Annotated in this window: 23 protein-coding genes and 1 riboswitch; of the genes, 13 read left to right on the top strand and 10 right to left on the bottom strand. The window is 72.8% G+C overall.

Annotation, left to right across the window (positions count from 1 at the left end; genetic code table 11):
* Nucleotides 1-104 precede the first annotated feature (104 nt).
* The gene (locus OG898_RS33620) at nt 105-1199 is read left to right on the top strand and encodes a molybdopterin-dependent oxidoreductase (protein WP_266962709.1); all 1095 of its coding nucleotides are present in this window, start codon (nt 105-107) and stop codon (nt 1197-1199) included.
* A gap of 5 nt (nt 1200-1204) precedes the next feature.
* The gene (locus tag OG898_RS33615; RefSeq protein WP_266962108.1) at nt 1205-1630 is read left to right on the top strand and encodes a hypothetical protein; all 426 of its coding nucleotides are present in this window, start codon (nt 1205-1207) and stop codon (nt 1628-1630) included.
* Between the two features lie 18 nt (nt 1631-1648).
* Here OG898_RS33615 and OG898_RS33610 read toward each other — a convergent pair whose 3' ends face one another.
* On the bottom strand, nt 1649-2518 hold the full coding sequence (locus OG898_RS33610) for an AraC family transcriptional regulator (protein WP_266962106.1): 870 nt from the start codon (nt 2516-2518) through the stop codon (nt 1649-1651).
* Between the two features lie 85 nt (nt 2519-2603).
* Between OG898_RS33610 and OG898_RS33605 the strand changes: the two genes are divergently transcribed.
* Complete coding sequence (locus tag OG898_RS33605; protein ID WP_266962104.1) at nt 2604-3719, top strand: serine hydrolase domain-containing protein; 1116 nt, start codon at nt 2604-2606, stop codon at nt 3717-3719.
* A gap of 55 nt (nt 3720-3774) precedes the next feature.
* Here the strand turns inward: OG898_RS33605 and OG898_RS33600 are convergent, their stop codons facing one another.
* From OG898_RS33600 to OG898_RS33590, 3 genes are read right to left on the bottom strand one after another with little or no spacing between them, the layout of a single operon-like run.
* Entirely contained in the window at nt 3775-4476 is a 702-nt protein-coding gene (locus tag OG898_RS33600) for a bifunctional 2-polyprenyl-6-hydroxyphenol methylase/3-demethylubiquinol 3-O-methyltransferase UbiG (RefSeq protein ID WP_266962102.1), read from the bottom strand.
* On the bottom strand, nt 4473-5096 hold the full coding sequence (locus tag OG898_RS33595) for a DUF2064 domain-containing protein (protein WP_266962100.1): 624 nt from the start codon (nt 5094-5096) through the stop codon (nt 4473-4475). The genes OG898_RS33600 and OG898_RS33595 overlap by 4 nt, the downstream gene beginning before the upstream one ends.
* The gene (locus tag OG898_RS33590) at nt 5093-5836 is read right to left on the bottom strand and encodes a glycosyltransferase family 2 protein (protein ID WP_266962098.1); all 744 of its coding nucleotides are present in this window, start codon (nt 5834-5836) and stop codon (nt 5093-5095) included. Before OG898_RS33590 ends, OG898_RS33595 begins: the two co-directional genes overlap by 4 nt.
* 123 nt (nt 5837-5959) lie before the next feature.
* Here OG898_RS33590 and OG898_RS33585 point away from each other — a divergent pair, with 123 nt between their 5' ends.
* Entirely contained in the window at nt 5960-6733 is a 774-nt protein-coding gene (locus OG898_RS33585; protein ID WP_266962096.1) for a response regulator transcription factor, read from the top strand.
* Complete coding sequence (locus OG898_RS33580; RefSeq protein ID WP_266962094.1) at nt 6730-7890, top strand: sensor histidine kinase KdpD; 1161 nt, start codon at nt 6730-6732, stop codon at nt 7888-7890. Before OG898_RS33585 ends, OG898_RS33580 begins: the two co-directional genes overlap by 4 nt.
* A 103-nt stretch (nt 7891-7993) precedes the next feature.
* Here OG898_RS33580 and OG898_RS33575 read toward each other — a convergent pair whose 3' ends face one another.
* On the bottom strand, nt 7994-9016 hold the full coding sequence (locus OG898_RS33575) for an NAD(P)-dependent oxidoreductase (protein ID WP_266962092.1): 1023 nt from the start codon (nt 9014-9016) through the stop codon (nt 7994-7996).
* A 271-nt stretch (nt 9017-9287) separates the two neighbouring features.
* On the opposite strand from OG898_RS33575, the gene OG898_RS33570 reads away from it, so the two are divergent.
* Nucleotides 9288-9641 carry a DUF805 domain-containing protein gene (locus OG898_RS33570; RefSeq protein WP_266962090.1) on the top strand — a complete coding sequence of 118 codons (354 nt, stop codon included), beginning with the start codon at nt 9288-9290 and terminating at the stop codon, nt 9639-9641.
* Between the two features lie 226 nt (nt 9642-9867).
* Complete coding sequence (locus OG898_RS33565; RefSeq protein ID WP_266962088.1) at nt 9868-12087, top strand: NADP-dependent isocitrate dehydrogenase; 2220 nt, start codon at nt 9868-9870, stop codon at nt 12085-12087.
* A 137-nt stretch (nt 12088-12224) separates the two neighbouring features.
* Here OG898_RS33565 and OG898_RS33560 read toward each other — a convergent pair whose 3' ends face one another.
* Nucleotides 12225-12677, bottom strand: a complete 453-nt coding sequence (locus OG898_RS33560) for a hypothetical protein (protein WP_266962086.1) — start codon at nt 12675-12677, stop codon at nt 12225-12227.
* 279 nt (nt 12678-12956) lie between these two features.
* Between OG898_RS33560 and OG898_RS33555 the strand changes: the two genes are divergently transcribed.
* The 3 genes from OG898_RS33555 (at nt 12957) to OG898_RS33545 (ending at nt 17420) form a co-directional block, all read left to right on the top strand.
* Nucleotides 12957-14672 carry a glycoside hydrolase family 71 protein gene (locus OG898_RS33555; protein WP_266962085.1) on the top strand — a complete coding sequence of 572 codons (1716 nt, stop codon included), beginning with the start codon at nt 12957-12959 and terminating at the stop codon, nt 14670-14672.
* Nucleotides 14673-14794: 122 nt separating this feature from the next.
* Nucleotides 14795-14937, top strand: a riboswitch (cobalamin riboswitch).
* Nucleotides 14938-14979: 42 nt separating this feature from the next.
* Nucleotides 14980-16758, top strand: a complete 1779-nt coding sequence (locus tag OG898_RS33550; protein ID WP_266962083.1) for a ribonucleoside triphosphate reductase — start codon at nt 14980-14982, stop codon at nt 16756-16758.
* Complete coding sequence (locus OG898_RS33545) at nt 16755-17420, top strand: anaerobic ribonucleoside-triphosphate reductase activating protein (RefSeq protein WP_266962081.1); 666 nt, start codon at nt 16755-16757, stop codon at nt 17418-17420. The genes OG898_RS33550 and OG898_RS33545 overlap by 4 nt, the downstream gene beginning before the upstream one ends.
* On the opposite strand, the gene OG898_RS33540 is transcribed toward OG898_RS33545, so the two are convergent.
* Complete coding sequence (locus tag OG898_RS33540) at nt 17417-17815, bottom strand: nuclear transport factor 2 family protein (RefSeq protein WP_266962079.1); 399 nt, start codon at nt 17813-17815, stop codon at nt 17417-17419. The genes OG898_RS33545 and OG898_RS33540 overlap by 4 nt on opposite strands.
* Before the next feature lie 153 nt (nt 17816-17968).
* Here OG898_RS33540 and OG898_RS33535 point away from each other — a divergent pair, with 153 nt between their 5' ends.
* Nucleotides 17969-18892, top strand: a complete 924-nt coding sequence (locus tag OG898_RS33535) for a LysR family transcriptional regulator (RefSeq protein WP_266962077.1) — start codon at nt 17969-17971, stop codon at nt 18890-18892.
* Between the two features lie 38 nt (nt 18893-18930).
* Complete coding sequence (locus OG898_RS33530; RefSeq protein ID WP_266962075.1) at nt 18931-20160, top strand: aminotransferase class V-fold PLP-dependent enzyme; 1230 nt, start codon at nt 18931-18933, stop codon at nt 20158-20160.
* 30 nt (nt 20161-20190) lie between these two features.
* On the opposite strand, the gene OG898_RS33525 is transcribed toward OG898_RS33530, so the two are convergent.
* Nucleotides 20191-20637, bottom strand: a complete 447-nt coding sequence (locus OG898_RS33525) for a MarR family winged helix-turn-helix transcriptional regulator (protein ID WP_266962073.1) — start codon at nt 20635-20637, stop codon at nt 20191-20193.
* Between the two features lie 80 nt (nt 20638-20717).
* Here OG898_RS33525 and OG898_RS33520 point away from each other — a divergent pair, with 80 nt between their 5' ends.
* On the top strand, nt 20718-21632 hold the full coding sequence (locus tag OG898_RS33520) for an alpha/beta hydrolase (protein WP_266962071.1): 915 nt from the start codon (nt 20718-20720) through the stop codon (nt 21630-21632).
* Here the strand turns inward: OG898_RS33520 and OG898_RS33515 are convergent, their stop codons facing one another.
* A complete protein-coding gene (locus OG898_RS33515; protein WP_266962069.1) occupies nt 21633-22751 on the bottom strand; it encodes an acyl-CoA desaturase in 1119 nt (372 codons plus the stop codon). It abuts the gene before it with no gap.
* A 7-nt stretch (nt 22752-22758) separates the two neighbouring features.
* A complete protein-coding gene (locus OG898_RS33510) occupies nt 22759-23769 on the bottom strand; it encodes a ferredoxin reductase (RefSeq protein ID WP_266962707.1) in 1011 nt (336 codons plus the stop codon).
* Nucleotides 23770-23840: the final 71 nt, after the last annotated feature.

Raw genomic sequence — 23840 nt, 5'->3', positions numbered from 1 at the left:
CGCCTCCGCCGGTGTCGCCACCACCACCGCCACCGCCACCGCCGCCCGCTCCGCCGGAACCCGCCTCCCGCTTCCCCTTCCGGCCGCCTTCCTTCGGCGGCCGCCTGCACGACGCCCGCACCGCCACCTCCCTCGGCCGCTGGCTCGGCGCGGCCTTCGCCGTCTGCTTCCTGACCGGCCTGATCAGCCACTACCTCCAGCACCCGCCCGGCTGGGCCGCGGACTCGCTGCCCAGCCGCCCGGTCTGGGGCTACCGGCTCAGCCAGGGCCTGCACATCGCCACCGGGCTCGCGGCGATCGTGCTGCTCCTGGCGAAACTGTGGACGGTGTACCCGAGGCTGTTCGTGTGGCCCCCGGTGCGCGGTGTCCGGCACGGGCTGGAACGCCTGTCGGTGGCGGTGCTCGTGGCCTCCGCCGTCCTCCAGGTCTTCACCGGACTCCTCAACATCGCCGAGTGGTACCCCTGGCCGTTCGGCTTCATCCAGACGCACTTCGCCCTCGCCTGGGTGGTGACCGGGTCGCTGCTCCTCCACATCGCAGTCAAGGCCCCTGAGATCAGGGCCCATTGGAGCCGCCGTTCCCCCGGAACACTCCAACTGCCCTCCCAGGACGGCCCGGACCGGCGCTCCCTGATGCTCGGCGTCGGCGCGGCCGTCGGAGCCGTCACCCTCACCACCGTCGGGCAGTCCTTCACCCCGCTGAAGCGGCTCGACCTGCTCGCACCCCGGCACCCCGACCACGGACCACAGGGGCTCCCGGTCAACCGCACGGCCGCGGCGGCCGGCGTCACCGAACGGGCGGTACGGGACTGGCGGCTGGAGGTGCGGGGCCCCACCCCCTTCACGCTGACGCTCGATCAACTCCGCGCCCTGCCCCGGGCGCAGGCGCGGCTGCCCATCGCGTGCGTGGAGGGCTGGAGCGTGGAAGCACACTGGAGCGGAGTGCGGATCCGCGACCTGATGGCGCGGGCGGGCGCCCCGGCCGGGGCCGGGCTGAGGGTCACCTCGCTGGAATCGGGCGGCGCGTACCGGGTGATGGACATGGGCCGGGACTACGCCGAGGACCCGCTGACCCTGCTCGCACTGGAACTGAACGGCCAGGTCCTGACCGCCGACCACGGCTACCCGGCGCGCGTCATCGCGCCGAACCGGCCCGGAGTCCTGCAGACCAAATGGGTCACCCTCCTGGAGGTGCTGTGAAGGGCGTGCGCCTGCTCCTGGGCGGCGCCGGGCTGTTGCTGATCGCGATCGGCGGACGGCTGCTGGCGGACCTGCCCGACCCCCTCGACGTACTGGTGTGGATGGGCGGGGCGCTCGTCCTGCACGACGGGATCATCGCGCCCCTCGTCCTGGCGGCCGGCCTCGCGGTCGCCGCCGTGCCCGCGCGGGGCCTCGTACGGGGAGCCCTGCTGACGGCGGGCGCGCTCGTCCTGGTCACCCTGCCCCTGCTGCTGCGACCGGGGACGCCGCCGAACCCGTCGGCCCTGCCGCTGCCGTACGGGCGGAACCTGCTCCTGGTGCTCGCCGCGGTGGCGGTGGCCGCCGGGGTGATGGCGGTCGCCGGCCGGTGGCGGCGCCCACGGTCCCGAACCTCCGGCGCGGCCGCGCGGGAGGACAGGCCGGCGCAGTGACGGGCGACCCGGGTGGCGTCAGGCGCTGCCCCGCTCGACCGGGATCCACAGCTGGGAGCCGGTCTCCGCGCCGATCTCCACCGGCCGCGTCAGCAGGAGCTCCGGACCCGGCCGGCTCGTGTACGGGTTCGAGGGGAACCACTGGGTGAACACGTCGCGCCACAGATCCTGGAGGGCGCTCGGGTAGGGCCCGTGGTTGTCGAAGACCGCCCAGGTCCCGGCCGGCACGTCGAGGGCGTCGAGCTCCTCGGCGCTCGTGCCGGGGCCGGTCACCACACCGACCCAGTAGTCCACCTCGGCGCCCTCCTCCCGGCTGTCGGTCAGGTGCACCACCGCCGACAGGACCCCCTCCGGCTCCAGGCCGGCCAGCTCCTTCATCCGGAGGACCGCCCGCTCGTCCAGGCTCTCCACATGGGCCGTGGCGGCCGCGTTGGTCCCGTCGTGCACGAGGGGCACCCGGGCCTTCCTGCCGAGGACCCGGAACGGCTCCTTCTCCACGATCCGGTACCGCATGGTCGTGCTTCCTTCGACGACGACGCGGAAGGACATGCGCGGCTGCGCCGTGAGCACCGCGCCCGTGCGCCGGGCCTCGCCCGGCCCGATGCCGTGCACCGATCGGAACGCCCGGGCGAACGCCTCGCCCGAGCCGTACCCGTACCGCACCGCGACGTCGAGCAGCGTCAGCTCCCCGGCCAGCACCTCGGCCCCGGCGAGCGTCATCCGCCGGCGCCGTACGTAGACCGGGAGCGGCATCCCGGCGAGCGCGGAGAACAGCCGGCGGAAGTGGTACTCCGACACGGCGGCGATCCGGGCCACCTCGGCCATGTCGATGTCCTGGTCGAGGCGGGACTCCAGGTGCTCCAACGCCTGGTTCAGCCGCTCCAGCACGCTGTCCGTCCTTCCGTTCCCACCCGACACATCCCGTGCGGGAATTGTCGGGCCGCGCGATGCGGCGCTGCCCGAGGCTTACCCCATGAACGACATTAAGGGATATTGCGAGCCGCGGTTCGGCGCGGTCCACGAGGCACTTGCGGGGCTGCTCGCCAAGGAGGACGTGGGCGCCTCGGCGGCCGTCTACCTCGACGGCGAGCCGGTGGTCGACCTCTGGGGCGGGTACGCCGATGCGGACCGTTCCGTCGGCTGGGAGGGCTCCACCCTCGCCTGCGTGAACTCGACGACCAAGAACATGACGGCCCTGTGCGCGCTGATCCTGGCCGACCGTGGCCTGCTCGACCTGTCCGCGCCGGTCGCCGCCTACTGGCCCGAGTTCGCCGCGGCGGGCAAGGAGGGCGTGCTGGTACGGCACGTGCTGTCGCACACCGCGGGGCTGCCGGACCTGCCCGGGCTGGGGTCGGTCGCGGAGCTGTACGACTGGGAGGCCGTGACGGCGGGGCTGGCCGCGCAGGCGCCCGCATGGGAACCGGGAACGGCCGCCGGCTATCACGCGCTCACCTTCGGGTTCCTCGTGGGCGAGATCGTCCGGCGCATCACCGGGCGCGGTGTCGGTGCGTTCTTCGCGGAGGAAGTGGCCGGGCCGCTGGGCGCGGATTTCCACATCGGGCTCCCCGCGGAGCACGACCACCGCGTCGCACCGCTGATCCCGCCGCCGTCGCTGACCGACGCGTACGCCGCCAGCGCGCCGCCCGGACCGGACGGCGCACCCCGGGAGACCACCGGTGTCGCCGTCCGGGTCCGGGACGTCAACGCGCCGGCCTGGCGCCGTGCGCAGATCCCCGCGGTCAACGGCTACGGCAACGCCCGCTCCGTCGCCCTGGTCCAGTCGGTCCTGGCGAACCGGGGAACGGCCGGTGGGGTGAGGCTGCTGTCTGCGCGGGGGTGCGAGCCCGCCTGGCAGGAGGTGTTCAGCGGTGCGGACCGCGTGCTGGGGACGCCGATGGCCTGGACGGCGGGCTTCGGGAAGTTCGGCAACACCTTCGGCTGGGGCGGCTGGGGAGGTTCGCTCGTCGTGAGCGATCCCGAGGCACGGATGACGGTGGCCTACGTCATGAACCAGATGATCGACCGGGAGCGGCAGCAGGACGACCGCGGCATGGAGATCGTCATGGCCGCGTACGGCGGACTGCACTGACGGCTGACCGTACGGGCAGCGGACAGCGTTGACGGCGGACCGCACCGACCGCGGCCTAAGGGGCTGCGGCCCCGCGCGTCAGCAGGGTGAAGGCCCGGCCCGCCGCCGTCCACCGGCCCGCCGGTGCCCAGTCCGCGGCCGCCGCGTGCCGGGCCAGGGCCGCCGGGCCCACGCGGGCCCAGGCGAACGGCGCCCCGAGGCCGCCGCGGCCGTCGGCCACCCGGACCTCGCAGCGTTCGTCCACGTCGGCCCCGCCCTCCGCCTGCGCGCACTCCACGATCAGCGAGCCGGTCACCGCGAGCACCTCGGCCGTCCGGCGCAGCAGCGCGGCGGGGTCGCCGCCGATGCCGATGTTCCCGTCGATGAGCAGCGCCGTGTCCCAACGGCCTTCGCCGGGAAGGGTGTCGAAGACCGACCGGTGCAGGGCGGCGGCGCCCGAGCGGGCGGTCCGGGCCACCGCCTCCGGGCTGACGTCGATGCCCAGGGCCCGGTGTCCACGGGCGGCGAGCGCGGAGACCAGCCGGCCGGGGCCGCAGCCGATGTCGAGGACGGCGCCCCGGCAGCGGTCCAGCACCGTCCGGTCGGCGCCGTCCGGCGCCTCGCACCAGCGCTCCACGTCCAGCGGGAGCAGCCACCCGTCGCCCCGCCGCAGGTAGAGCGGCCCCCGGCCGCGGCGCAGGGCCACCGTGTACGGATCGGCCGACCAGGCGGTGACCGGACCGCCGGCCCGCGCCCCGCCCGAGGTGAGCGTGGTCATCGCAGGACCGGCCGGGTGAGGTCCGCCAGCCGCGCGGCGAAGGCGCCCGCAGGGGCCTCGGCGGCGACCAGGCGGGCGTCCCCGGCGGTGTCGACGTCCCGCAGGACGGGCAGCCGGCCGGTGCGCAGCCCGGCCGCACGCAGCCGTTCGTACTGGACCGCGCCCGTCTCGGGGACCGACATCGGTACTCCGCGCAGCAGTGCGGGGTCCGGGACGGCCAGTCCGAGCGCCCAGAACCCGCCGTCGACGGCGGGCCCGAACCAGGCCCCGTACGCCGACCAGTCGACGTCCAGCAGCTCCGGCGTGACCTGCGGGGTGTCCATGCCGATCAGCAGGGCGGGCCCGCTGCAGGCCCCGAACGCGGCGGCGAGCCGCAGGTCCAGGCTCCCGGCGCACTGCGGGAGCACCTCGAAGCCGGGCGGCAGCCACGGGCCGGGCCGGCCCTCCAGGACCAGGACCCGGCGCCGGGCGGGGGCCGCGGCCACGGCGGCGAGGGTGTCGGCGAGCGCGGCCTCGGCCAGCGCGGCCGCCTCGGCCGGGGTGAACGGCGGGGTGAGCCGGGTCTTGACCCGGCCCGGGACCGGCTCCTTCGCGATCACCAGCAGGGTGGTCGTGCTCATCGCCCACCGCCGGAGGGCGTGCCCGCACCGCCGGAGGTGGCGCCCGCACCGGCCCGGCCGGCGGCCGGGGCAGCGGCCGGCTGCGCCAGGACCCGGCTCATGTCGCGGACCGCCTGCCAGGTGCCCCGCCAGGTGCCCGTCACCTTCGACTTCCCCGCGCGCGGCAGGTACGGCACGTCCACCTCCCGGATCCGCCAGCCCGCGTCCGCGGCCCGGACCACCATCTGCAGCGGGTAGCCGGAGCGCCGGTCCGACAGGTCCAGCCCGAGCAGGGCCTCCCGGCGCGCGGCCCGCATCGGGCCCAGATCGCGCAGCCGCAGTCCGGTCCGCCTGCGCAGCAGCCGGGCCAGCGCCAGGTTCCCGGCCCGGGCGTGCGCGGGCCAGGCGCCGCGGCCCTGCGGACGGCGCCGGCCGAGCACCAGATCGGCCTCGCCCGCGGCGACGGCCGCCACGAAACCGGTCAGCAGCCCGGGGTCCAGCGAGGCGTCGCAGTCGCAGAAGCAGACGAGGTCCGCCTCGGCGGCGAGCAGCCCGGCGTGGCAGGCGGCGCCGAAACCGCGCCGGGACTCGGTGACCACGGTCGCGCCGAGGGCCCGCGCGAGCTCGGCGGAGCCGTCGGTGGAACCGTTGTCCACGACCAGGGCCCGCCAGCCGTCCGGGATGCGCGCGAGGACCCAGGGCAGGGCCTCGGCCTCGTTGAGACAGGGGAGTACGACGTCTACCGTCACGGTTTCGCTCACGGTGTCACCGTAGGAACCGCGGCCCCGCAAAAGGGCCGTGGACTCCTTACGAAACGCGGACGTCGCCCCCGTGGACGCGCTCCGGGGTCCGCGCCCGGGTCCGTGGGTGGGAGGCTGGACGGTATGAGCGGTGACGGCGTGAGCGGCAGCAGCAGTGGCGGTGGCGGTGCGGAGCCGGTGCCCGCGCGGATCCTGGTCGTCGACGACGACCCGACGGTGTCGGAGGTCGTCACCGGCTACCTGAGGCGCGCCGGATACGCGGTGGAGAGCGTCGCGGACGGCCCGGCGGCGCTCACCCGGGCCGCCGCGTTCCGGCCGGACCTGGTCGTACTGGACCTCATGCTGCCGGGTCTGGACGGGCTGGAGGTGTGCCGCAGGCTCCGTGCGGCAGGCCCGGTGCCCGTGATCATGCTGACCGCGCGGGGCGACGAGGACGACCGGATCGCGGGACTGGAACGGGGCGCCGACGACTACGTCACCAAACCGTTCAGCCCGCGCGAGCTGGTCCTGCGGGTCTCCTCCGTGCTGCGGCGCGCGGCGGCGGCCGGAGCCGCGACGGCCCCGGGGCCCGGCGGGGGAGGGGCCCGGCTCACGGCCGCCGGGATCACACTCGATCCGTCCACCCACCGGGCCGCGAAGGACGGGCGCGAACTGGCGCTCACCGTCCGGGAGTTCGACCTGCTCGCGCACTTCCTCCGGCACCCCGGGCAGGCGCACGGGCGGGAGGAGCTGATGCGCGAGGTGTGGGGCTGGGACTTCGGCGACCTGTCGACGGTGACCGTGCACGTACGCCGCCTGCGCGCCAAGGTCGAGGAGGACCCCGGGCGGCCGAAGCTGATCCAGACGGTCTGGGGCGTCGGCTACCGCTTCGAACCGGGCGGGGTGACTGCGGCATGAAGGACCTCCTGCTCATCGCGCTGTTCGCGTTCGGCGGGGCCGTGTGCGCGGGGGCGCTCGGCGCGCTCGTGCTGCGGCTGGTGCGGCACCGGTCGGTCGCGGTGTCCCTGACGGTGATCGCCGCCGTGACGGTCACCGCGATGCTGGCCGGGACGCTCGCGGTGGCCCAGGCGATGTTCCTCTCCCGGCACGACCTCGGGGTGGTCACCCTGGTCGTGGCGATGGCGGCGGTGGTCTCCCTGGCCGTGGCCCTGCTGCTGGGGCGGTGGGTGGTGGCCCGCAGCCGTGAACTGTCGCTGGCCGCACGGGACTTCGGCGACGGCGGCAGTTTCGCGGCGCCGCCGGGGCTGGCGACTGCGGAACTGGCTTCGCTGTCGCGGGAGTTGGCGGCGACCAGCGAGAAGCTGGCGGTGTCCCGGGAACGGGAGCGGGCCCTTGAGACCTCGCGGCGGGAGCTGGTGGCCTGGATCTCGCACGATCTGCGGACCCCGCTGGCGGGTCTGCGGGCGATGTCCGAGGCGCTGGAGGACGGCATGGCGGAGGATCCGGCGCGCTACCACCGGCAGATCCGCACCGAGGTGGACCGGCTGAACTCCATGGTCGGGGACCTCTTCGAACTGTCCCGCATCCACGCGGGGGCGCTGACGCTGACCCCGAGCCGGATGTCCGTGTACGACCTGGTCGGCGACGCGCTGTCCGGGGTGCATCCGCTGGCGCGGGAGCGCGGGGTGCGGCTCGACGGCGGAGCGGTGGACCGGGTGCCGGTGGAGGTGGACGGCAAGGAGATGACGCGGGTCCTGGCCAACCTGCTGATCAACGCGATCCGGCACACGCCCGCGGACGGCACGGTGGCGATCGCGGCGTCCGTTCGGGCGGCCGGGGACGCGGTGGTGGTGTCCGTGACGGACGGCTGCGGGGGGATTCCGGCGGAGGACCTGCCGAGGGTCTTCGACACGGGCTGGCGGGGCACCCAGGCGCGGACGCCTCCGTCCGGGACGCCTCCGGAGGGGGTGGCCTCGGTGCCGGCGCCTCCGGCGGGAGCGGGTCTGGGACTGGCGATCGTACGGGGCATCGTGGAGGCGCACGAGGGGCGGGCGGCGGTGCGGAACGTTCCCGGAGGGTGCCGGTTCGAGGTGACCTTGCCGCTGCCGGCCTGAGCCTGGCCAGGGCCGGGGCCGGGTGCGGCGCCGTTGCCGGGGGCCGGCCCCCGGACCCCCGCTCCTCAAACGCCGGAGGGGCTGATCGCGCCTGAGCGACCGGTCAGGTGGAGGGGCGCTGTGCGGCGTGTGCGAAATCCCTCATGCCCGCCTCGAAGTCGACGCCCGGGCGCCAGCCCAACTCCGTGCGCAGGCGCTGGGAGTCGGCCGTGATGTGGCGGACGTCGCCGAGGCGGAACGCGCCGGTGACCACGGGGTCGGGGCCGCCGTGGGCCGCGGCCAGCGCGGTGGCCATGTCGCCGACCGTGTGCGGGGTTCCGCTGCCGGTGTTGTAGGCGGTGCACACGCCCAGCGGCGTCGGGGCCTCCAGGGCCAGGGCGTTGGCCTCCGCGACGTCCGCGACGTGGACGAAGTCCCGCCGCTGGCCGCCGTCCTCGTACACCTGCGGGGCCTCGCCCCGCGCCAGCGAGGAGCGGAAGAAGGAGGCCACGCCCGCGTACGGGGTGTCGCGCGGCATCCCCGGCCCGTACACGTTGTGGTAGCGCAGCGACACCGCCCGGCCGTCCACGCAGCGCGCCCAGGAGGCCGCCAGGTGTTCCTGGGCCAGCTTCGTTGTCGCGTACACGTTGCGCGGATCCGTCGGGGCGTCCTCGGCCACCAGCCCGGGCGTCAGCTCCGCATCGCAGACGGGGCAGTGCGGTTCGAAGCGGCCGGCGGCCAGGTCCGCGACGCGGCGCGGGCCCGGGCGTACGACCCCGTGGCGCGGGCACTCGTACCGGCCCTCCCCGTAGACCACCATCGACCCGGCGAGGACCAGGTCGCGGACCCCGCCCTCCGCCATCGCGGCGAGCAGCACCGCCGTGCCGAGGTCGTTGTGGCAGACGTAGGCCGGGGCGTCCGCGAAGTCCTTGCCGAGGCCGACCATCGCGGCCTGGTGGCAGACGGAGTCCACCCCGCGCAGGGCCCCGCGTACGGCCTCGGGGTCGCGGACGTCCGCCCGCACGAACTCGGCGCCGTCCGCCGGGGGGACGAGGTCCAGGACGAGGGGCTCGTGGCCGCGAAGGCGAAGAGTGGTAACGATGTGGGTGCCAATGAACCCGGATCCGCCGGTGACGAGTACGCGCATGACCGGGACGTTACGGACTACCGGGACGCGGAGGGGGCTCCCACGCCCCTCCGTAAGACTTCCGTCACCCCATTTCGTCACGGGCGGTGAGGGGATGGGGGCAGGGGGTCCCAAGTTGCGCCCGGTACCGGTGTGTTTGAGCCGCCGGGCGGCGAAAAGTAATGCTTTTGGTGCCTTGCCAACTGGCTTGACCGCGACGTAAGCGGGGCATAAGTTCTGCCCCGGCTCGCTCCATCAGGACCGGCCCACGACCCGTCTCTTGGGGGGACTCATGCACTACTACATCGACGTTCTGAAGAAGTACGCCGTCTTCTCCGGCCGCGCCCGCCGCCAGGAATACTGGATGTTCGTCCTCTTCGACATCGCGGCCCTGATCATCGTGGCCATCATCGACGCGATCGCCGGCACCACGCCGCTGCTCTACGCGCTCTACGCGCTGGCCACGTTCCTCCCGAGCCTGGGCGTCAGCATCCGCCGCCTGCACGACCAGGGCAAGTCCGGCTGGTGGATCCTCGTCGGCTTCATCCCGCTCGTCGGCTGGATCTGGGCGATCGTCCTGATGGCCACCGAGGGCGAGCCGAACCCGAACCAGTACGGCCCGAGCCCGAAGGCCGTCCACGCCTGAGCAGGTCCGTAACCGGTAGTGCCCGAGCGTCGTCACTGGCTGAAAGCAGCCGGTGGCGGCGCTCTCGGCGTTTGCGGGCGGCCCGGGAGGGTCCCGGCAGCAGGGAGTGACGTGTGTCTCGCACGGGCTTGCGCCGGGGGGCTGTCCAGACCGGCCCGATCACGAGATATCTTGATGTCGAGCAATGTTGCAGACGAGAGACGCAGACTGTGGAGCGGAGCATCCGGTGACTGACTCGACCATCATCTACACGCACACTGACGAGGCCCCGGCCCTCGCGACGTATTCCTTCCTGCCTGTGATCCAGGCTTACGCGTCGACGGCCGGTGTGAATGTCGAGACCCGTGACATCTCCCTGGCAGGTCGGATCATCGCCAGCTTCCCCGAGTACCTGGAAGAGGGCCAGCGGATCGCGGACGCCCTCGCCGAGCTCGGCGAACTGGCGAAGACCCCGGGCGCCAACATCATCAAGCTGCCCAACGTCTCGGCGTCGATCCCGCAGCTCAAGGCCGCGGTAGCCGAGCTCCAGGGCCAGGGCTACGCGCTTCCGGACTACCCGGACGACCCGAAGAGCGACGAGGAGCGGGAGAACCGCGCCCGTTACGACAAGATCAAGGGCAGCGCCGTCAACCCGGTCCTGCGCGAGGGCAACTCCGACCGCCGCGCCCCCGCCTCGGTCAAGAACTACGCCAAGGCGCACCCGCACCGCATGGGCGCCTGGACCACCGAGTCGAAGACGAACGTCGCCACGATGGGCGAGAACGACTTCTGCTCCACCGAGAAGTCCGCCGTGATCGCCGAGGCCGGCACGCTGCGCATCGAGCACGTCGACGCCGACGGCGCCGTCACGGTGCTGCGTGACTCCGTACCGGTGCTCGCCGGTGAGGTCGTGGACGCGTCCGTGCTGCACGTCGACGCGCTGCGCACCTTCCTCAACGACCAGATCGAGCGTGCCAAGGCCGAGGGCGTCCTGTTCTCCGTGCACCTCAAGGCCACGATGATGAAGGTCTCCGACCCGGTCATCTTCGGCCACGTGGTCCGCGCCTTCTTCCCGAAGACCTTCGCCCGCTACGGCGAGACCCTGGCGGCCGCCGGCCTGTCCCCGAACGACGGTCTCGGCACCATCCTGAACGGCCTGGGCGCGCTGCCCGACGGCGACGCGATCAAGGCCTCCTTCGACGCCGAGATCGCCGAGGGCCCGGCCCTCGCGATGGTGGACTCCGACAAGGGCATCACCAACCTGCACGTCCCGTCCGACGTCATCGTCGACGCCTCGATGCCGGCCATGATCCGCACCTCCGGCCACATGTGGGGCCCGGACGGCGCCGAGGCCGACACGCTCGCCGTCCTCCCGGACAGCAGCTACGCCGGCGTCTACCAGGTCGTCATCGACGACTGCCGCGCGCACGGCGCGTACGACCCGTCCACGATGGGCTCGGTGCCGAACGTCGGCCTCATGGCCCAGAAGGCCGAGGAGTACGGCAGCCACGACAAGACCTTCGAGCTGGCCACCGCCGGCACCGTCCGCCTCGTCGACGCCTCGGGCGCCACGGTCCTGGAGCAGGAGGTCGCCGCCGGCGACATCTTCCGCGCCTGCCAGACCAAGGACGCGCCGATCCAGGACTGGGTCAAGCTCGCCGTCACCCGCGCCCGCGCCACCGGCGTCCCGGCCGTCTTCTGGCTCGACGAGGGCCGCGCGCACGACGCGCAGCTGATCGCCAAGGTGCAGACGTACCTCGCCGACCACGACACCGACGGTCTGACCATCAAGATCCTGTCCCCGGTCGAGGCCACCGCGTACTCCCTGGAGCGCATCCGCCGCGGCGAGGACACCATCTCGGTGACCGGCAACGTGCTGCGCGACTACCTGACCGACCTGTTCCCGATCCTGGAGCTGGGCACCAGCGCCAAGATGCTGTCGGTCGTCCCGCTGATGAACGGCGGCGGCCTCTTCGAGACCGGCGCCGGCGGCTCCGCCCCGAAGCACGTCCAGCAGCTCGTCAAGGAGAACTACCTGCGCTGGGACTCCCTCGGTGAGTTCCTCGCGCTGGCCGTCTCCTTCGAGCACCTCGCCACCACCACCGGCAACGCCCGCGCCCAGGTGCTGGCCGACACGCTGGACCGCGCGACCGGCACCTTCCTCAACGAGGACAAGTCGCCGAGCCGCAAGCTGGGCGGCATCGACAACCGCGGCAGCCACTTCTACCTCGCCCTGTACTGGGCGCAGGAGCTGTCGCGCCAGACCGAGGACCCGAAGCTGGCCGCCGCCTTCGACCCGCTGGCCAAGACGCTGGCCGAGTCCGAGGAGAAGATCGTCGGCGAGCTCATCGCCGTCCAGGGCGCCCCGGCGGACATCGGCGGCTACTACCAGCCCGACGCCGCCAAGGCCTCGGCGATCATGCGGCCGTCCGCGACGCTGAACGCGGCGCTCGCGCTCCTCGGCTGAGGTCCTGCGCCGGGGCTGAGGTCCACCAGGGCTGAGGCCCCTCGGGACCGAGGCCCCCCAGGACCGAGGTACACCGCTTCCACGGGTCCGCCCCGGCCGGCAGTCGCCGGCCGGGGCGGACCCGTTCGTGCGTCCGGTCAGAGCCGGTGCACCTGATCCGGAGCGAAGGCCAGCGGGTCGCTCCCGGCGGCCAGGACCCGCAGCCCGGGAGCCACGGCGAGCAGCTCGCGCAGCCACTCCAGGGCCTCGGACGCGAGGTGCTCGCAGCCGTCGAGGACGAGCAGCATGTCGCGCTCCGCCAGCCACGACGCCGCGTTCGTCGTCCCGCACGGCAGGAACGGCATGCCCGGTACGCAGCCCAGGGAGGCCGTCAGGTCGCGGACCCCGAACCGGCGGTCCATGGACACCACGGCCACGCCGTCGTAAAAATTGGACGAGAGCCGTTGCCCTATCTCCCGCACCAATTGGCTCCGGGGCTCGCGGGACCGTCCGGTGACGGTCAGTACTTTGCCCCGCCGCACGGCGGTGAAAAGACGGGACAGCTCCGCGGAGGCCACCGGGAACGTACCGGCTCCTCTGGAATCCCTCATCGGCACGATGCCCCCCTGCATGCGTGACCTGCGGCAAGAGGGTTGTTTCAAGCCGCATGAAGACGATTATGCGCCAGTTCTATCGGATGGCCAGGGGAATTCCCTATTCCGGTGAAACGCCCGTGGCGCCCGATGATCGCAGGAGATGTACACCCGATGCGGGTTTGTCCATTCCCGCGGCCGGGCCCGCCGGGGGAATGGTTGTCCGGGGGGCCGGAATCCGCTGTACTGCCTCTGTGTGCGGCCCGATGTACGGGCTTGCGCGGGGGAGGGGTCAGGATGAGTGCGGACCGGCGTCGGGCAGGGCGGGGCGCGAGACCCGCGTCGCACCGGCGCCGTGCGGGCTCCCGTCGCCGAAGACCCCTGCTGAGCCTCCTCCTGTCCGCCTTCCTCCTCGTGGGCGTCTGCGCCGCGACGGGCATCGCCTGGGAGCCGCGCACCGTCGCCGACGCGCGGGCCCGCTCCGGACCCGGCCCGGCGGACGCCCTGCCCGGGACCCCCGGCGACGGCCCCGCGCCGACCGCCACCGGCCCCGTCGCCGCGGGCCCGGGTGCGAGCGCCCCGCAGAGTCCCGGCGTGCAGCCCCCGGACCCGAAGGCCCAGGGGTCCGGCTCGGACGACGCGGTGCGCCCCACGGGGGCCCTGCCCTTCGACATGCCGCAGCCGGCCGTCCTGCGCTCCGGCGCAGCCGGCAAGAAGCTGGTCTTCGCCCACTACTTCACCCCGTACCCGCTCTCCCTGGACAACGTCGGCGCCGACGCCGACTACTACACCCGCAACTACCTGAAGCCGGACGGCGAGAACGGCAAGCACGAGCGCTACGGCGGCCTGCTCCGCGACCGCCCGCTGCCCGTCCCGCCCAAGGCCGGGGACTGGGAGCTCGCCAACCTCCGGCAGGAGGTCCGTACGGCCCGCGCCGCCGGCATCGACGGATTCACCCTCGACCTGCTCTCCCTGACCGGGAAGAACCGGGAACGCTCCAACCTCCTGATGGAAGCCGCCCGTTCGGTGGATCCGGCCTTCAAGGTCATGTTGATGCCGGACATGACCTCCCTGGGCACCGACGACCCGGTCGTGCTCGCCGACCTCCTCGCGGAACTCGGCAAGGCCCCGGCCGCCCACCGGCTCCCCGACGGCCGGTTGGTCGTCTCGCCGTTCAAGGCGGAGGAGAAGAGCGTCGCCTGGTGGACCGGGGTCATGGACGTCCTGAAGTCCCGCCACGGCATCCGTACCGCCTTCGTCCCGCTCTTCCTCGACTTCGGCGCGCACAGCGCCGAGTTCGAGCCCATCAGTTACGGATTCTCCGAGTGGGGCAGCCGCAGCTACGTCGGCCAGGAGAGCTCCACGCGCGACGTCCGGCGCGCCCACGCCGCGGGCAAGATCTGGATGCAGCCCGTATCGGTCCAGGACGCCCGGCCCAACCAGGGCATCTACGACGAGGCGGGCAACACCGCGACCCTGCGCGCCACATGGAACCGCGCCATCGAGGACGGGGCCGACTGGGTCCAGCTCACCACGTGGAACGACTACAGCGAGGGCAGCCAGTTCGCGCCCTCCCTGCACAACGGCCATGCCTACCTGGACCTTTCCTCGTACTACCTCACCCGGTTCAAGACGGGCGACTGGCCGAGGATCGTCCGCGACACGCTGTACCTGAGCTCGCGCACCCAGTTCGCCGCCGCCGACCCGAGCGGCGGCCAGTCCCTCGTGATGTCGCTGCGGGGCGGCAGCGCCGCGGCCCGGGACACGGTGGAGGTGCTGAGCTTCCTGACCGCGCCCGCGAGCATCCGTACGGCCGTGGGGGCGGCCGAGGACGCGCACGCGGCCCCGGCCGGGGTCCACTCCGAGCTGCTGCCCCTGGAGCCGGGCGTCGGCGCGGCGTCCGTGGTGCGGGGCGGCAAGGCCGGGGCCCGGGTGGAGCTGCGCTACCGGGTGGACCGGACGGTGGAGGTGCAGGACCTCCAGTACTACGCCGCCACCAGCGGCCGGAGCTGAGTCCGCAGGGCTCCGGCGTACGCCCGCGGGGCTCCGGCGTACGTCCGCAGGGGCCGAAGTCCCTTGCCCCGGGACCTTCGTCACCCCATATGTAGTGGTGGCGCTCTACTGTCACATCTATATGTAGTGTTGGCTCTGCCGGTTCGGCGGGGCCTCTCCCCGACCGAGGCAACAGGGAACCCGGTGGGAATCCGGGACTGCCCCGCAACGGTTACGTCCGCCACGGCGGACGAGTCCGACACCTGCCGGCACGGGCCTTCGGAAAGGCCCGCCATTCTTCCGTGCCGAGCCTCGTGGGAGGGCTGCCGTGACTGCTGTCGTCGATGCCGTGGAGACCGTGACCGAGTACCTGGACCGCCGGGACTGGCGGGTGAACGCCAACGCCAACCAGGGCTATTCGCTCGGCGGACTCATCCTCAACGCCGCGGGCAAGGTCACCGCGAACTACTGGCTGGAGCAGGTCTATCCCGCCGCAGTGGCCCGCGCCCACCGCGAGGGCGACCTCCACCTCCACGACCTGGACATGCTCTCCGGCTACTGCGCCGGCTGGTCCCTGCGCACCCTGCTCACCGAGGGCTTCAACGGGGTCCCCGGCCAGATCGACTCCGCCCCGCCCAAGCACCTGTCCTCGGCCGTCGGCCAGATCGTCAACTTCCTCGGCACCCTGCAGAACGAATGGGCGGGCGCCCAGGCCTTCTCCTCCTTCGACACCTACCTCGCCCCCTACGTCCGCCTCGACGCGCTGACGTACGACCAGGTCAGGCAGTGCATCCAGGAGCTCGTGCACAACCTCAACGTGCCCTCGCGCTGGGGCACCCAGACCCCCTTCACCAACCTCACCTTCGACTGGACCTGCCCCGAGGACCTGCGCGAGCAGATCCCGGTGGTCGCGGGGGAGGAGACCGGCTTCACCTACGGCGAGCTCCAGGCCGAGATGGGCATGATCAACCGGGCGTACATCGAGGTGATGACGGAAGGCGACGCCACCGGGCGGGTGTTCACCTTCCCCATCCCGACCTACAACATCACCCGCGACTTCCCCTGGGAGAGCGAGAACGCCGAACGGCTCTTCGCGATGACCGCCAAGTATGGGCTCCCGTACTTCCAGAACTTCATCAACTCCGAGCTCGAACCCCACATGATCCGCTCCATGTGCTGCCGGCTCCAGCTCGACCTGACCGAGCTGCTCAAGCGCGGCAACGGCCTCTTCGGCAGCGCCGAGCAGACCGGCTCGCTCGGGGTGGTCACCCTCAACTGCGCCCGGCTCGGGCACCTCTACGCGGGCGACGAGGCGCGGCTGCTGGCCGAGGCGGACCGGCTGTGCGAGCTCGCCAGGGACAGCCTCGAACTCAAGCGGATCACCGTCCAGAACCTGATCGACGGCGGTCTCTTCCCCTACACCAAGCGGTACCTGGGCACCCTGCGCAACCACTTCTCCACCATCGGGGTCAACGGCGTCAACGAGATGGTCCGCAACTTCAGCGGGGACGCGTACGACATCACCGAGCCCGAGGGGCACGCCCTCGCGGTCCGCCTCCTGGACCGGGTCCGGGCCCGGATGGTCGACTTCCAGGAGAGCACCGGCCACCTGTACAACCTGGAGGCCACCCCCGCCGAGGGCGCCACGTACCGCTTCGCGAAGGAGGACCGGGCCCGCTTCCCCGGCATCCTCCAGGCCGGCACCGACGCCAACCCGTACTACACCAACTCCTCGCAGCTGCCCGTCGGCTGGACCGACGACCCCTTCGAGGCGCTGGAACGCCAGGACGAACTGCAGGGCAAGTACACGGGGGGCACCGTCCTGCACCTGTACACCCCCGAGCGGATCCCGACGGCGGAGGCCTGCCGCAAGCTGGTCCGGCGCTCGCTGGAGACCTTCCGGCTCCCGTACCTGACGGTGACCCCGACCTTCTCCATCTGTGCGGACCACGGCTACCTGGCGGGGGAGCAGCCCCACTGCCCCACGTGCGGGGCGGTGTGCGAGGTCTGGACCCGGGTCATGGGCTACCACCGGCCGGTGTCCTCCTTCAACATCGGCAAGAAGGGCGAACACGCCGAGCGCGTCCACTTCAAGGCGGCGGTGTGACCGGCGAAGGGGCGGGCGCGGAGGCCTCCGGTGACGCTGCCTCCGGTGATGCGGCCTCCGGCGAGGTCATCCGCATCGGCGGCTGGTCCCGGCTGTCCACCTGCGACTGGCCCGGCCGGCTGGTCACCACCGTCTTCTGCCAGGGCTGCCCCTGGCGGTGCGGCTACTGCCACAACCCCGGCCTGCTGCCCGCCCGGGCCCCCGCCGCCGTCTCCTGGAACGAGGTGCTCGGCCACCTCGCCCGCCGGACGGGGCTGCTCGACGGCATCGTCTTCTCGGGCGGGGAACCGCTGCTCCAGCGCGGCCTGCCGCAGGCCGTACGGGAGGCTCGTGCGCTGGGCCTGGAGGTCGGCCTCCACACCGGGGGAGCCTTCCCCCGGCGCCTGGCCCGGCTGCTCGACGCGGACCTGCTGGACTGGGTCGGCTTCGACGTCAAGGCCCCGCCCGGCCGCTACGAACGGGTCACCGGCATCGGCCACGCGGCCGCCTCGGCGGAGCGCAGCCTGCGCCTCCTGCTCGCCTCGGGGGTTCCCCACCAGCTCCGCACCACGGTGGACCCGGCCCTCCTGGACCCGCCCGCCATGGCCGACCTGGACGCCTGGCTCGCGGACCTGGGCGGGACCCCGACGCACCGGCAGACCGTGCGCCCACCGGCGGCCTAGGCCGTCTTCCGCGGATCCCGCCCGGACCGCGCGGGGGCGAACTCCGGCTGGTCCAGGAGGCGGAGCCAGCTGCCGTCGCTCTGGCGGCGGACCACCTGGGCGCGGGCGCCCGTGCCGTCGCTCGGCGGCGTGGAGGTCAGCGCGATCCCGTCGCTGACCAGCGTGGGCAGCGGCGGCTCGGGCTCGAACCGGGGCCGCCGTTCCAGGACCTGCTGCCACAGGACCCGGATGGCCTCCCGGCCCACCGTCAGCTCCCCGGGCGGGAAGGCCATCACGGCGTCCTCCTCGTAGAGCGCGGCGACCCCGGCCGCGTCACCGGCGTTGGACCGCTCGACGAACAGGCGGGTGATGTCCTCGGGGTGCAGGGCCTTCTCGTACGACGCGTAGTCCGACATCGCTGCCTCCTGTGCTCGATCCTGGTCCGGCGATCTTGGGATCCGGGGATGCGGGGATCCGGGGATCCGGGGGTCCGGCGTCTGCTTCCAGCCTCGTGCCCACTGGATCAGAAGTCCAACAGCTGGTTCTGCTGAAAGCTAGAATTCCTAGTCATGGAACTGAGGCAGCTCGAATACTTCGTGGCGGTGGCCGAGGAGCAGAACTTCACCCGCGCCGCCGAACGCGTCCACATCAGCCAGTCCGGTGTCAGTGCCCAGATCCGGCGCCTCGAAGAGGAGCTGGGGGCCGAGCTCTTCGACCGGTCCGCCCGTACCGCCACCCTGACCTTCGCGGGCAAGGCGGCCCTGGAACACGCCCGCACCGCCCTCGCCGCCACCGGGGCCCTCGCCCAGGCGGTGGGGGAGGTGACCGGCCTGATCCGGGGCCGCCTCACCGTCGGCATGGTCGTCGGCTGCACCCTCACACCCCTCTTCGACGCCCTCGCGGCCTTTCACCGGGCCCACCCCGGCGTGGAGCTCGCCCTGCTGGAGGACAACTCCGACCGGCTGGTGCAGGCCGTGCGCGCCGGCTCCGTCGACCTCGCCCTCGTGGGAACCGCCGCCACCACCCCCGACGGACTGGAGGCCCTCACCCTCGTCAGCGAGCGCCTGGTCGTCGCGGTCCCGGCAGGGCACCCCCTGGCCGTGGCGGACCGGGTCACCCTCCGCGACCTCGGCGGGTACCCGGTCATCTGCATGCCCCCGGGCACCGGGCTGCGTACGGTGCTCGACCAGGCCTGCGCCGGCCAGGGGCTGCGGCCCGCGATCGCCCTGGAGGCGGGCGCCGCCGATGCCGTGGCGGACCTCGCGGCACGCGGCCTCGGGGTCGCCGTCCTGAGCGCCTCCATGGCCGATTCCTACCGTGACAGGCTGACCGCCCGGACCATCGAGGACGTGGAGATCCCGGCCCTGCTCTCCCTGGTCTGGCGCGACACCCGCGGCCCCGCGGTACGGGAGCTGCTCCTGCGGTGCCGTCGCGCCTTCGCTCCCGCGGTGGCCGGAGGAAGGGCTGTCGCTCCGTCGGACGGCGGGGCATGATCGTCCCGACAGCCGCGCCGCACCCACGGAGGTCCCACGTGACCCAGCCCGCCGAGCCGACCGACCGCACCGACCGCGTCGATCCCGACGACGCCACCGGGCCGGCCGGGGCCGCCTCACGCAACGGGTCGATACGCCGCCCCGCAGAATTCCCGGGCGGGCGGGAGCTGTTCCGGCTCTCTCCCGATGTCGGTCACCTGAACCACGGGTCGTTCGGCGCGGTGCCGATCCCCGTCCAGGAGGCGCAGGCCGCCCTCCGGGCGCAGGCGCACGCCGACCCGGACGCCTTCTTCATCGGCGCCCCCGACCGGCTCGTCGAGGCCCGGTCCCGGATCGCCGCCCGGCTCGGCGCCGATCCGGACGGGATCGCCTTCGTGTCCAACGCCACCGAGGCCGCCAACGTGGCCCTCGACGCCGTGGAGTTCGCCGCCGGGGACGAGATCCTGGTCACCGACCACGGCTACGGCACGGTCGTCGCGGCCGCCGCCCGGCGCGCCCCGCTCACCACCGTGGCCCTGGGCACCGACCTGCCCGACGAGGACGCCGTACGGGAAGCCGTGCTGGCCGGGGTCACCCCGCGGACCCGGGTCGCCGTACTCGACCACATCAGCTCGCCCACCGCCCGGCTCATCGCCTCGCCCCGGCTGCTCGCCGAACTCGCCGAGCGGGGCGTCACCACCATCGTGGACGGAGCCCACGCCCCCGGGATGATTCCCGACCCGCTGGGCGGGGGAGCCGACTTCTGGTTCGGCAACCTCCACAAATGGGCCTACGCCCCGTCCGGCACCGCGATCCTGGCCGTCGCCCCGCACCACCGCGCCCGGGTCCGGCCGCCGGTGCCGTCCTGGGAGGACCACTACGGCTTCCCGCGTTCCGTGGAGAACCGCGCCACCTACGACTACACCGGCTGGCTCGCCGCCCCGGACGGGCTCGACCTGCTGGAGGAACTCGACGCCGCCAAGGTGCGGGCGCACAACAGCGCCCTCGCCGCCTACGGTGCGGCCCTGCTCGCCGAGATCCCCGGAATCGCCCCGCTCCCGTACACCGAGGGCCTCGCCCTGCGCACGCTGCGGCTGCCGCCCGGGGTGGCCGAGACCCCGGACGCCTCCCGCGAACTGCGCGAGCGGATCGCGGCCGAGCAGCGGATCCGGGTCCTGATCTGGCCCTGGCCGGGCGGCGGCGGGATCCGGGTGAGCGGGCAGATCTACAACCGGGCCGAGGAGTACGAGCGGCTCGCCGAGGTGCTGCCGGCCTACCTCCGCCCGTAGCCGTACGGGACGGGCCCCGGCGGGCCAGGCCTAGGCCCGGCCCGCCGGGGCGCCCTCCAGGCTCCTGCGCAGCAGGGCGACGGTGGACGCCAGCTGCTCCAGCGCGCCGGCCGTCAGGGGCCCGGCGAGCAGGGAGCGCAGGCCGTCCTCGAAGGTGGGCGTGGCCGCGGCCAGCAGCCCGGCTCCCTCGGGGGTCAGCTCCAGCAGGGACGAGCGGCGGTTCTCGGGGTTGGGCCGCCGGACCACCCAGCCGGCGGCCTCCAGGCGGTCCACGCCCTTGCTGGTCGCCCCGACGGTGATCGCGGCCTCCTCCGCCAGGTCGTTGACCCGGCAGCCGTCCCGGCCGTCGATGATGCGCAGGAACTCGTACTGCCCCATCGTCAGACCGTGCTCGGCGCGCAGTCGTTCGCCCAGCGCGCTGTAGAGCCTGATCTCGTAGCGGACGAGGTCCATGAACACCTGCGCCAGGTCGGTCACACTCTGCTCCAGATTCGCGGGAATGATATTCCTAGGAATATAGTTCCTGGTGAAGAACAACACGTCACCGGGAGGGTCTCATGAGCAAGGTGCAGCGCGCGACGATCGACGCCCTGATGCGGCAGGCCCCGTTCGACGGCAGCCTCCCGCCGGAGCGGATGCGCGAGGACTTCGAGGCCCAGATGGCCTCGGGCCCGGCCCCGGCCGGGGTGAGCGTCACCCCCTCCGTCCTCGGCGGGCGTCCTGCCCTGACCGTCGAACCCGAGGGCGGTGCCACCACCGGGACGATCCTCTACTTCCACGGCGGAGCCTGGGTCTTCGGCTCACCCGCCACCGCCCTGCAGCTCACCGCCGCACTGGTGCGCCGCACGGGAGCCCGCGCCGTTTCGGTCGACTACCGGCTCGCCCCCGAGCACCCCTTCCCCGCCGCGGTCGAGGACGGTCTCGCCGCCTACCGCGAGCTGCTGGACCAGGGCGTTCCGGCCGAGCGGATCGTCCTGGCCGGGGAGTCGGCCGGCGGCGCCCTCGGCATCGTCACCCTGCTCGCCGCCCGCGAGGCCGCACTGCCGATGCCGGCCGCCGCGGTCGCCTTCTCCCCGGGCCTGGACGCCACCCTCTCGGGCGAGAGCATGACCACGAAGCACGACGCCGACCCGCTCTTCTCCCGCGCCGAGCTGGCCACCGTCTTCACCCACCACCTGGCCGGACAGGACCCCGCCCAGCCGCTGCTGAGCCCGGCCCTCCACGCCGACCCGGCCGGGCTGCCCCCGCTGCTGCTCCAGGCCGGTTCCAACGAGGTCCTGCTGGACGACTCCACCCGGTTCGCCGCCCGGGCGGCCGAGGCCGGGGTGGACGTCCGGCTCGACGTCACCGAGGACGTCCCCCACGTCTTCCAGGCCTTCGAGGGCCTGCTGGACGAGGCCGACGCGGCCCTGGACCGCGCCGGACGCTTCATCACCGACGCACTGGCCGGCCCTCTCGACGGCGTTGCCTGATCAGGCCGCGACGAGCTCCCGCTCCCGGTCCGGCGTCTTGACCTTGGGCTTCTTGTTCGGCAGCGAGAGCCGGAAGACCTTGTGCCACGCGGAGAACACCTGCTTGGGCAGCGGCCCGGTGACGTACTCCAGCTCGTACTTGTCGAACAGCGCGCGCACCTTCACCGCGACCTCGGCGTACCGGTTGCTCGGCAGGTCCGGGAAGAGGTGGTGCTCGATCTGGTGCGACAGGTTGCCGGTCATGAAGTGCATGGCCTTGCTGCCGCTGATGTTCGCCGAGCCCATCATCTGGCGCAGGTACCACTGGCCGCGCGTCTCGCCCTTGATCGACCGGCGCTCGAAGACCTGCACGCCCTCGGGGAAGTGCCCGCACATGATCACCGAGTGGGTCCAGATGTTGCGGACCAGGTTCGCGGTGAACGTGGCGGCGAGCGTGGGGAGGAACGACGGACCCGACAGCAGCGGGTGGATCACGTAGTCCTTGAGCACCTGCTTGCGGATCTTGCGACCCACGGCCTTGGCCCGTGCCCGGAACTCCGGGTTCTTGCGGCGGCGCTTGCTCAGGTTCCTGCCGAGCTCCAGGTCGTACGCGGCGATGCCGTACTCGAAGAAGCAGGCGTTGAGGAAGTTCCACAGCGGCTGGCCGAGGTGGAACGGGTGCCACCGCTGGTCCTCGTCGACGCGCATGATGCCGTAGCCGAGGTCGTTGTCCTTGCCGATCACGTTCGTGTAGGTGTGGTGCAGCTCGTTGTGCGAGTGCTTCCACTGCTCGGACGGCGAGACGTGATCCCACTCCCAGGTGGTGGAGTGGATCTTCGGGTCCCGCATCCAGTCCCACTGGCCGTGCAGGATGTTGTGGCCGATCTCCATGTTGTCCATGATCTTCGCCACGGACAGGCCGGCGGTGCCGATCAGCCACGCGGGCGGGAAGATCGAGAACAGCAGTACGCCCCTGCTGACCAGCTCGAGCTTGCGCTGCGCCGAGATGACCTTGCGGATGTAGGCGGCGTCCTTCTCGCCGCGGTCGGCGATCACCTCGTCGCGGATCGCGTCCAGTTCGCGGCCGAGCTCCTCGATCTGCTCCGCGGTCAGGTGGGCGGTGGGGTCGATGGCGGTCAAGGTGTTCCTACCGTTCGATGTCGCAAGGGCCCGCCGCGGCGGACACGCAGGTCTGGATGAGGACGCCCGGCTCGGCCTCGGTGATCTTGCCGGTGCGCAGGTCGCGGACGGCGCCCGACTTGAGCGGTGTGACGCAGCCGAAGCAGATGCCCATGCGACACCCGGAGGGCATGAGCACGCCGGCCTCCTCGCCGACGTCCAGCAACGGCGTGGCGCCGTCCGCGTCGACGGTCTTGCCGCTGGCGCTGAACGTGACCTCGCCCCCGTCGCCGGTGACGACGATGCCGGCGCGGAAACGCTCGGTGTGCAGGCGCTCTCGTACGCCGTGCTCGGTCCAGTGCTCCTCGGCGGCGTCGAGCAGGCCCGCGGGCCCGCAGGCCCAGGTCTCGCGCTCGGCCCAGTCGGGCACGAGTTCGTCGAGACGGGCGATGTCGAGCATGCCGTCCGTGTCGGTGTGCACCTCGGTGAGCCGCAGCTTCTCGTCCGCGACCAGGGCGTGCAGCTCGCTGCGGAAGATCACGTCGTGCGGCTGAGGCGCGCTGTGGATCATGACGGCGTCGTCGATCTCGCTGTCGCGCAGCATGCCCATCACGGGCGTGATGCCGCTGCCGGCCGTCAGGTACAGCACCTTGGCGGGCTTGGCCTGCGGCAGCACGAAGTCACCGGTCGGCTGGTCGAGCTGGATCAGCGTGCCCGGTTTCGCCCTGCGGACCAGGTGGTTGCTGACCTTGCCGTCCGGGATCGCTTTCACGGTGATCGTGACGCGGCCGTCCCGGCGGTCCGTCGGCGAGGTGAGGGAGTAGGCGCGCCACAGGCGCACCCCGTCGACGTCGACCCCGATCCGCACGTACTGGCCGGCCGTGTGGCCGCGCCAGCCCCGCCCCGGCCTGATCACGATGGTCGCGGCGTCGCCCGTCTCGGGGTGCACTGCCTCGATGCGCCCCCGCAGGTCGGCGCCCGCACGCAGCGGGCTGACCAGGTCGAGATAGTCCGACGGCAGCAGGGGCGTCGTGACCATCTCCAGCAGTTTCCAGGCCTTGCTGCGGAGGGCTGTACTCGTCATGACCCCAGCTTGGTCTGCCTCAAGGC

This window comes from Streptomyces sp. NBC_00193, assembly GCF_026342735.1.
Lineage (GTDB): Bacteria > Actinomycetota > Actinomycetes > Streptomycetales > Streptomycetaceae > Streptomyces > Streptomyces stoeckheimensis.
The sequence above is the reverse complement of the archived record's forward strand: the minus strand, read 5'-3'. Positions and strand labels throughout refer to the sequence as shown.

Bases quoted from the DNA above. Each gene is read 5' to 3' on its own strand.
- OG898_RS33605 (WP_266962104.1), top strand. From the start codon at position 2,604: ATGAACGACATTAAGGGATATTGCGAGCCGCGGTTCGGCGCGGTCCAC.
- OG898_RS33600 (WP_266962102.1), bottom strand. From the start codon at position 4,476: ATGACCACGCTCACCTCGGGCGGGGCGCGGGCCGGCGGTCCGGTCACC.
- OG898_RS33595 (WP_266962100.1), bottom strand. From the start codon at position 5,096: ATGAGCACGACCACCCTGCTGGTGATCGCGAAGGAGCCGGTCCCGGGC.
- OG898_RS33585 (WP_266962096.1), top strand. From the start codon at position 5,960: ATGAGCGGTGACGGCGTGAGCGGCAGCAGCAGTGGCGGTGGCGGTGCG.
- OG898_RS33580 (WP_266962094.1), top strand. From the start codon at position 6,730: ATGAAGGACCTCCTGCTCATCGCGCTGTTCGCGTTCGGCGGGGCCGTG.
- OG898_RS33575 (WP_266962092.1), bottom strand. From the start codon at position 9,016: ATGCGCGTACTCGTCACCGGCGGATCCGGGTTCATTGGCACCCACATC.
- OG898_RS33570 (WP_266962090.1), top strand. From the start codon at position 9,288: ATGCACTACTACATCGACGTTCTGAAGAAGTACGCCGTCTTCTCCGGC.
- OG898_RS33560 (WP_266962086.1), bottom strand. From the start codon at position 12,677: ATGAGGGATTCCAGAGGAGCCGGTACGTTCCCGGTGGCCTCCGCGGAG.
- OG898_RS33555 (WP_266962085.1), top strand. From the start codon at position 12,957: ATGAGTGCGGACCGGCGTCGGGCAGGGCGGGGCGCGAGACCCGCGTCG.
- OG898_RS33540 (WP_266962079.1), bottom strand. From the start codon at position 17,815: ATGTCGGACTACGCGTCGTACGAGAAGGCCCTGCACCCCGAGGACATC.
- OG898_RS33535 (WP_266962077.1), top strand. From the start codon at position 17,969: ATGGAACTGAGGCAGCTCGAATACTTCGTGGCGGTGGCCGAGGAGCAG.
- OG898_RS33520 (WP_266962071.1), top strand. From the start codon at position 20,718: ATGAGCAAGGTGCAGCGCGCGACGATCGACGCCCTGATGCGGCAGGCC.
- OG898_RS33510 (WP_266962707.1), bottom strand. From the start codon at position 23,769: ATGGTCACGACGCCCCTGCTGCCGTCGGACTATCTCGACCTGGTCAGC.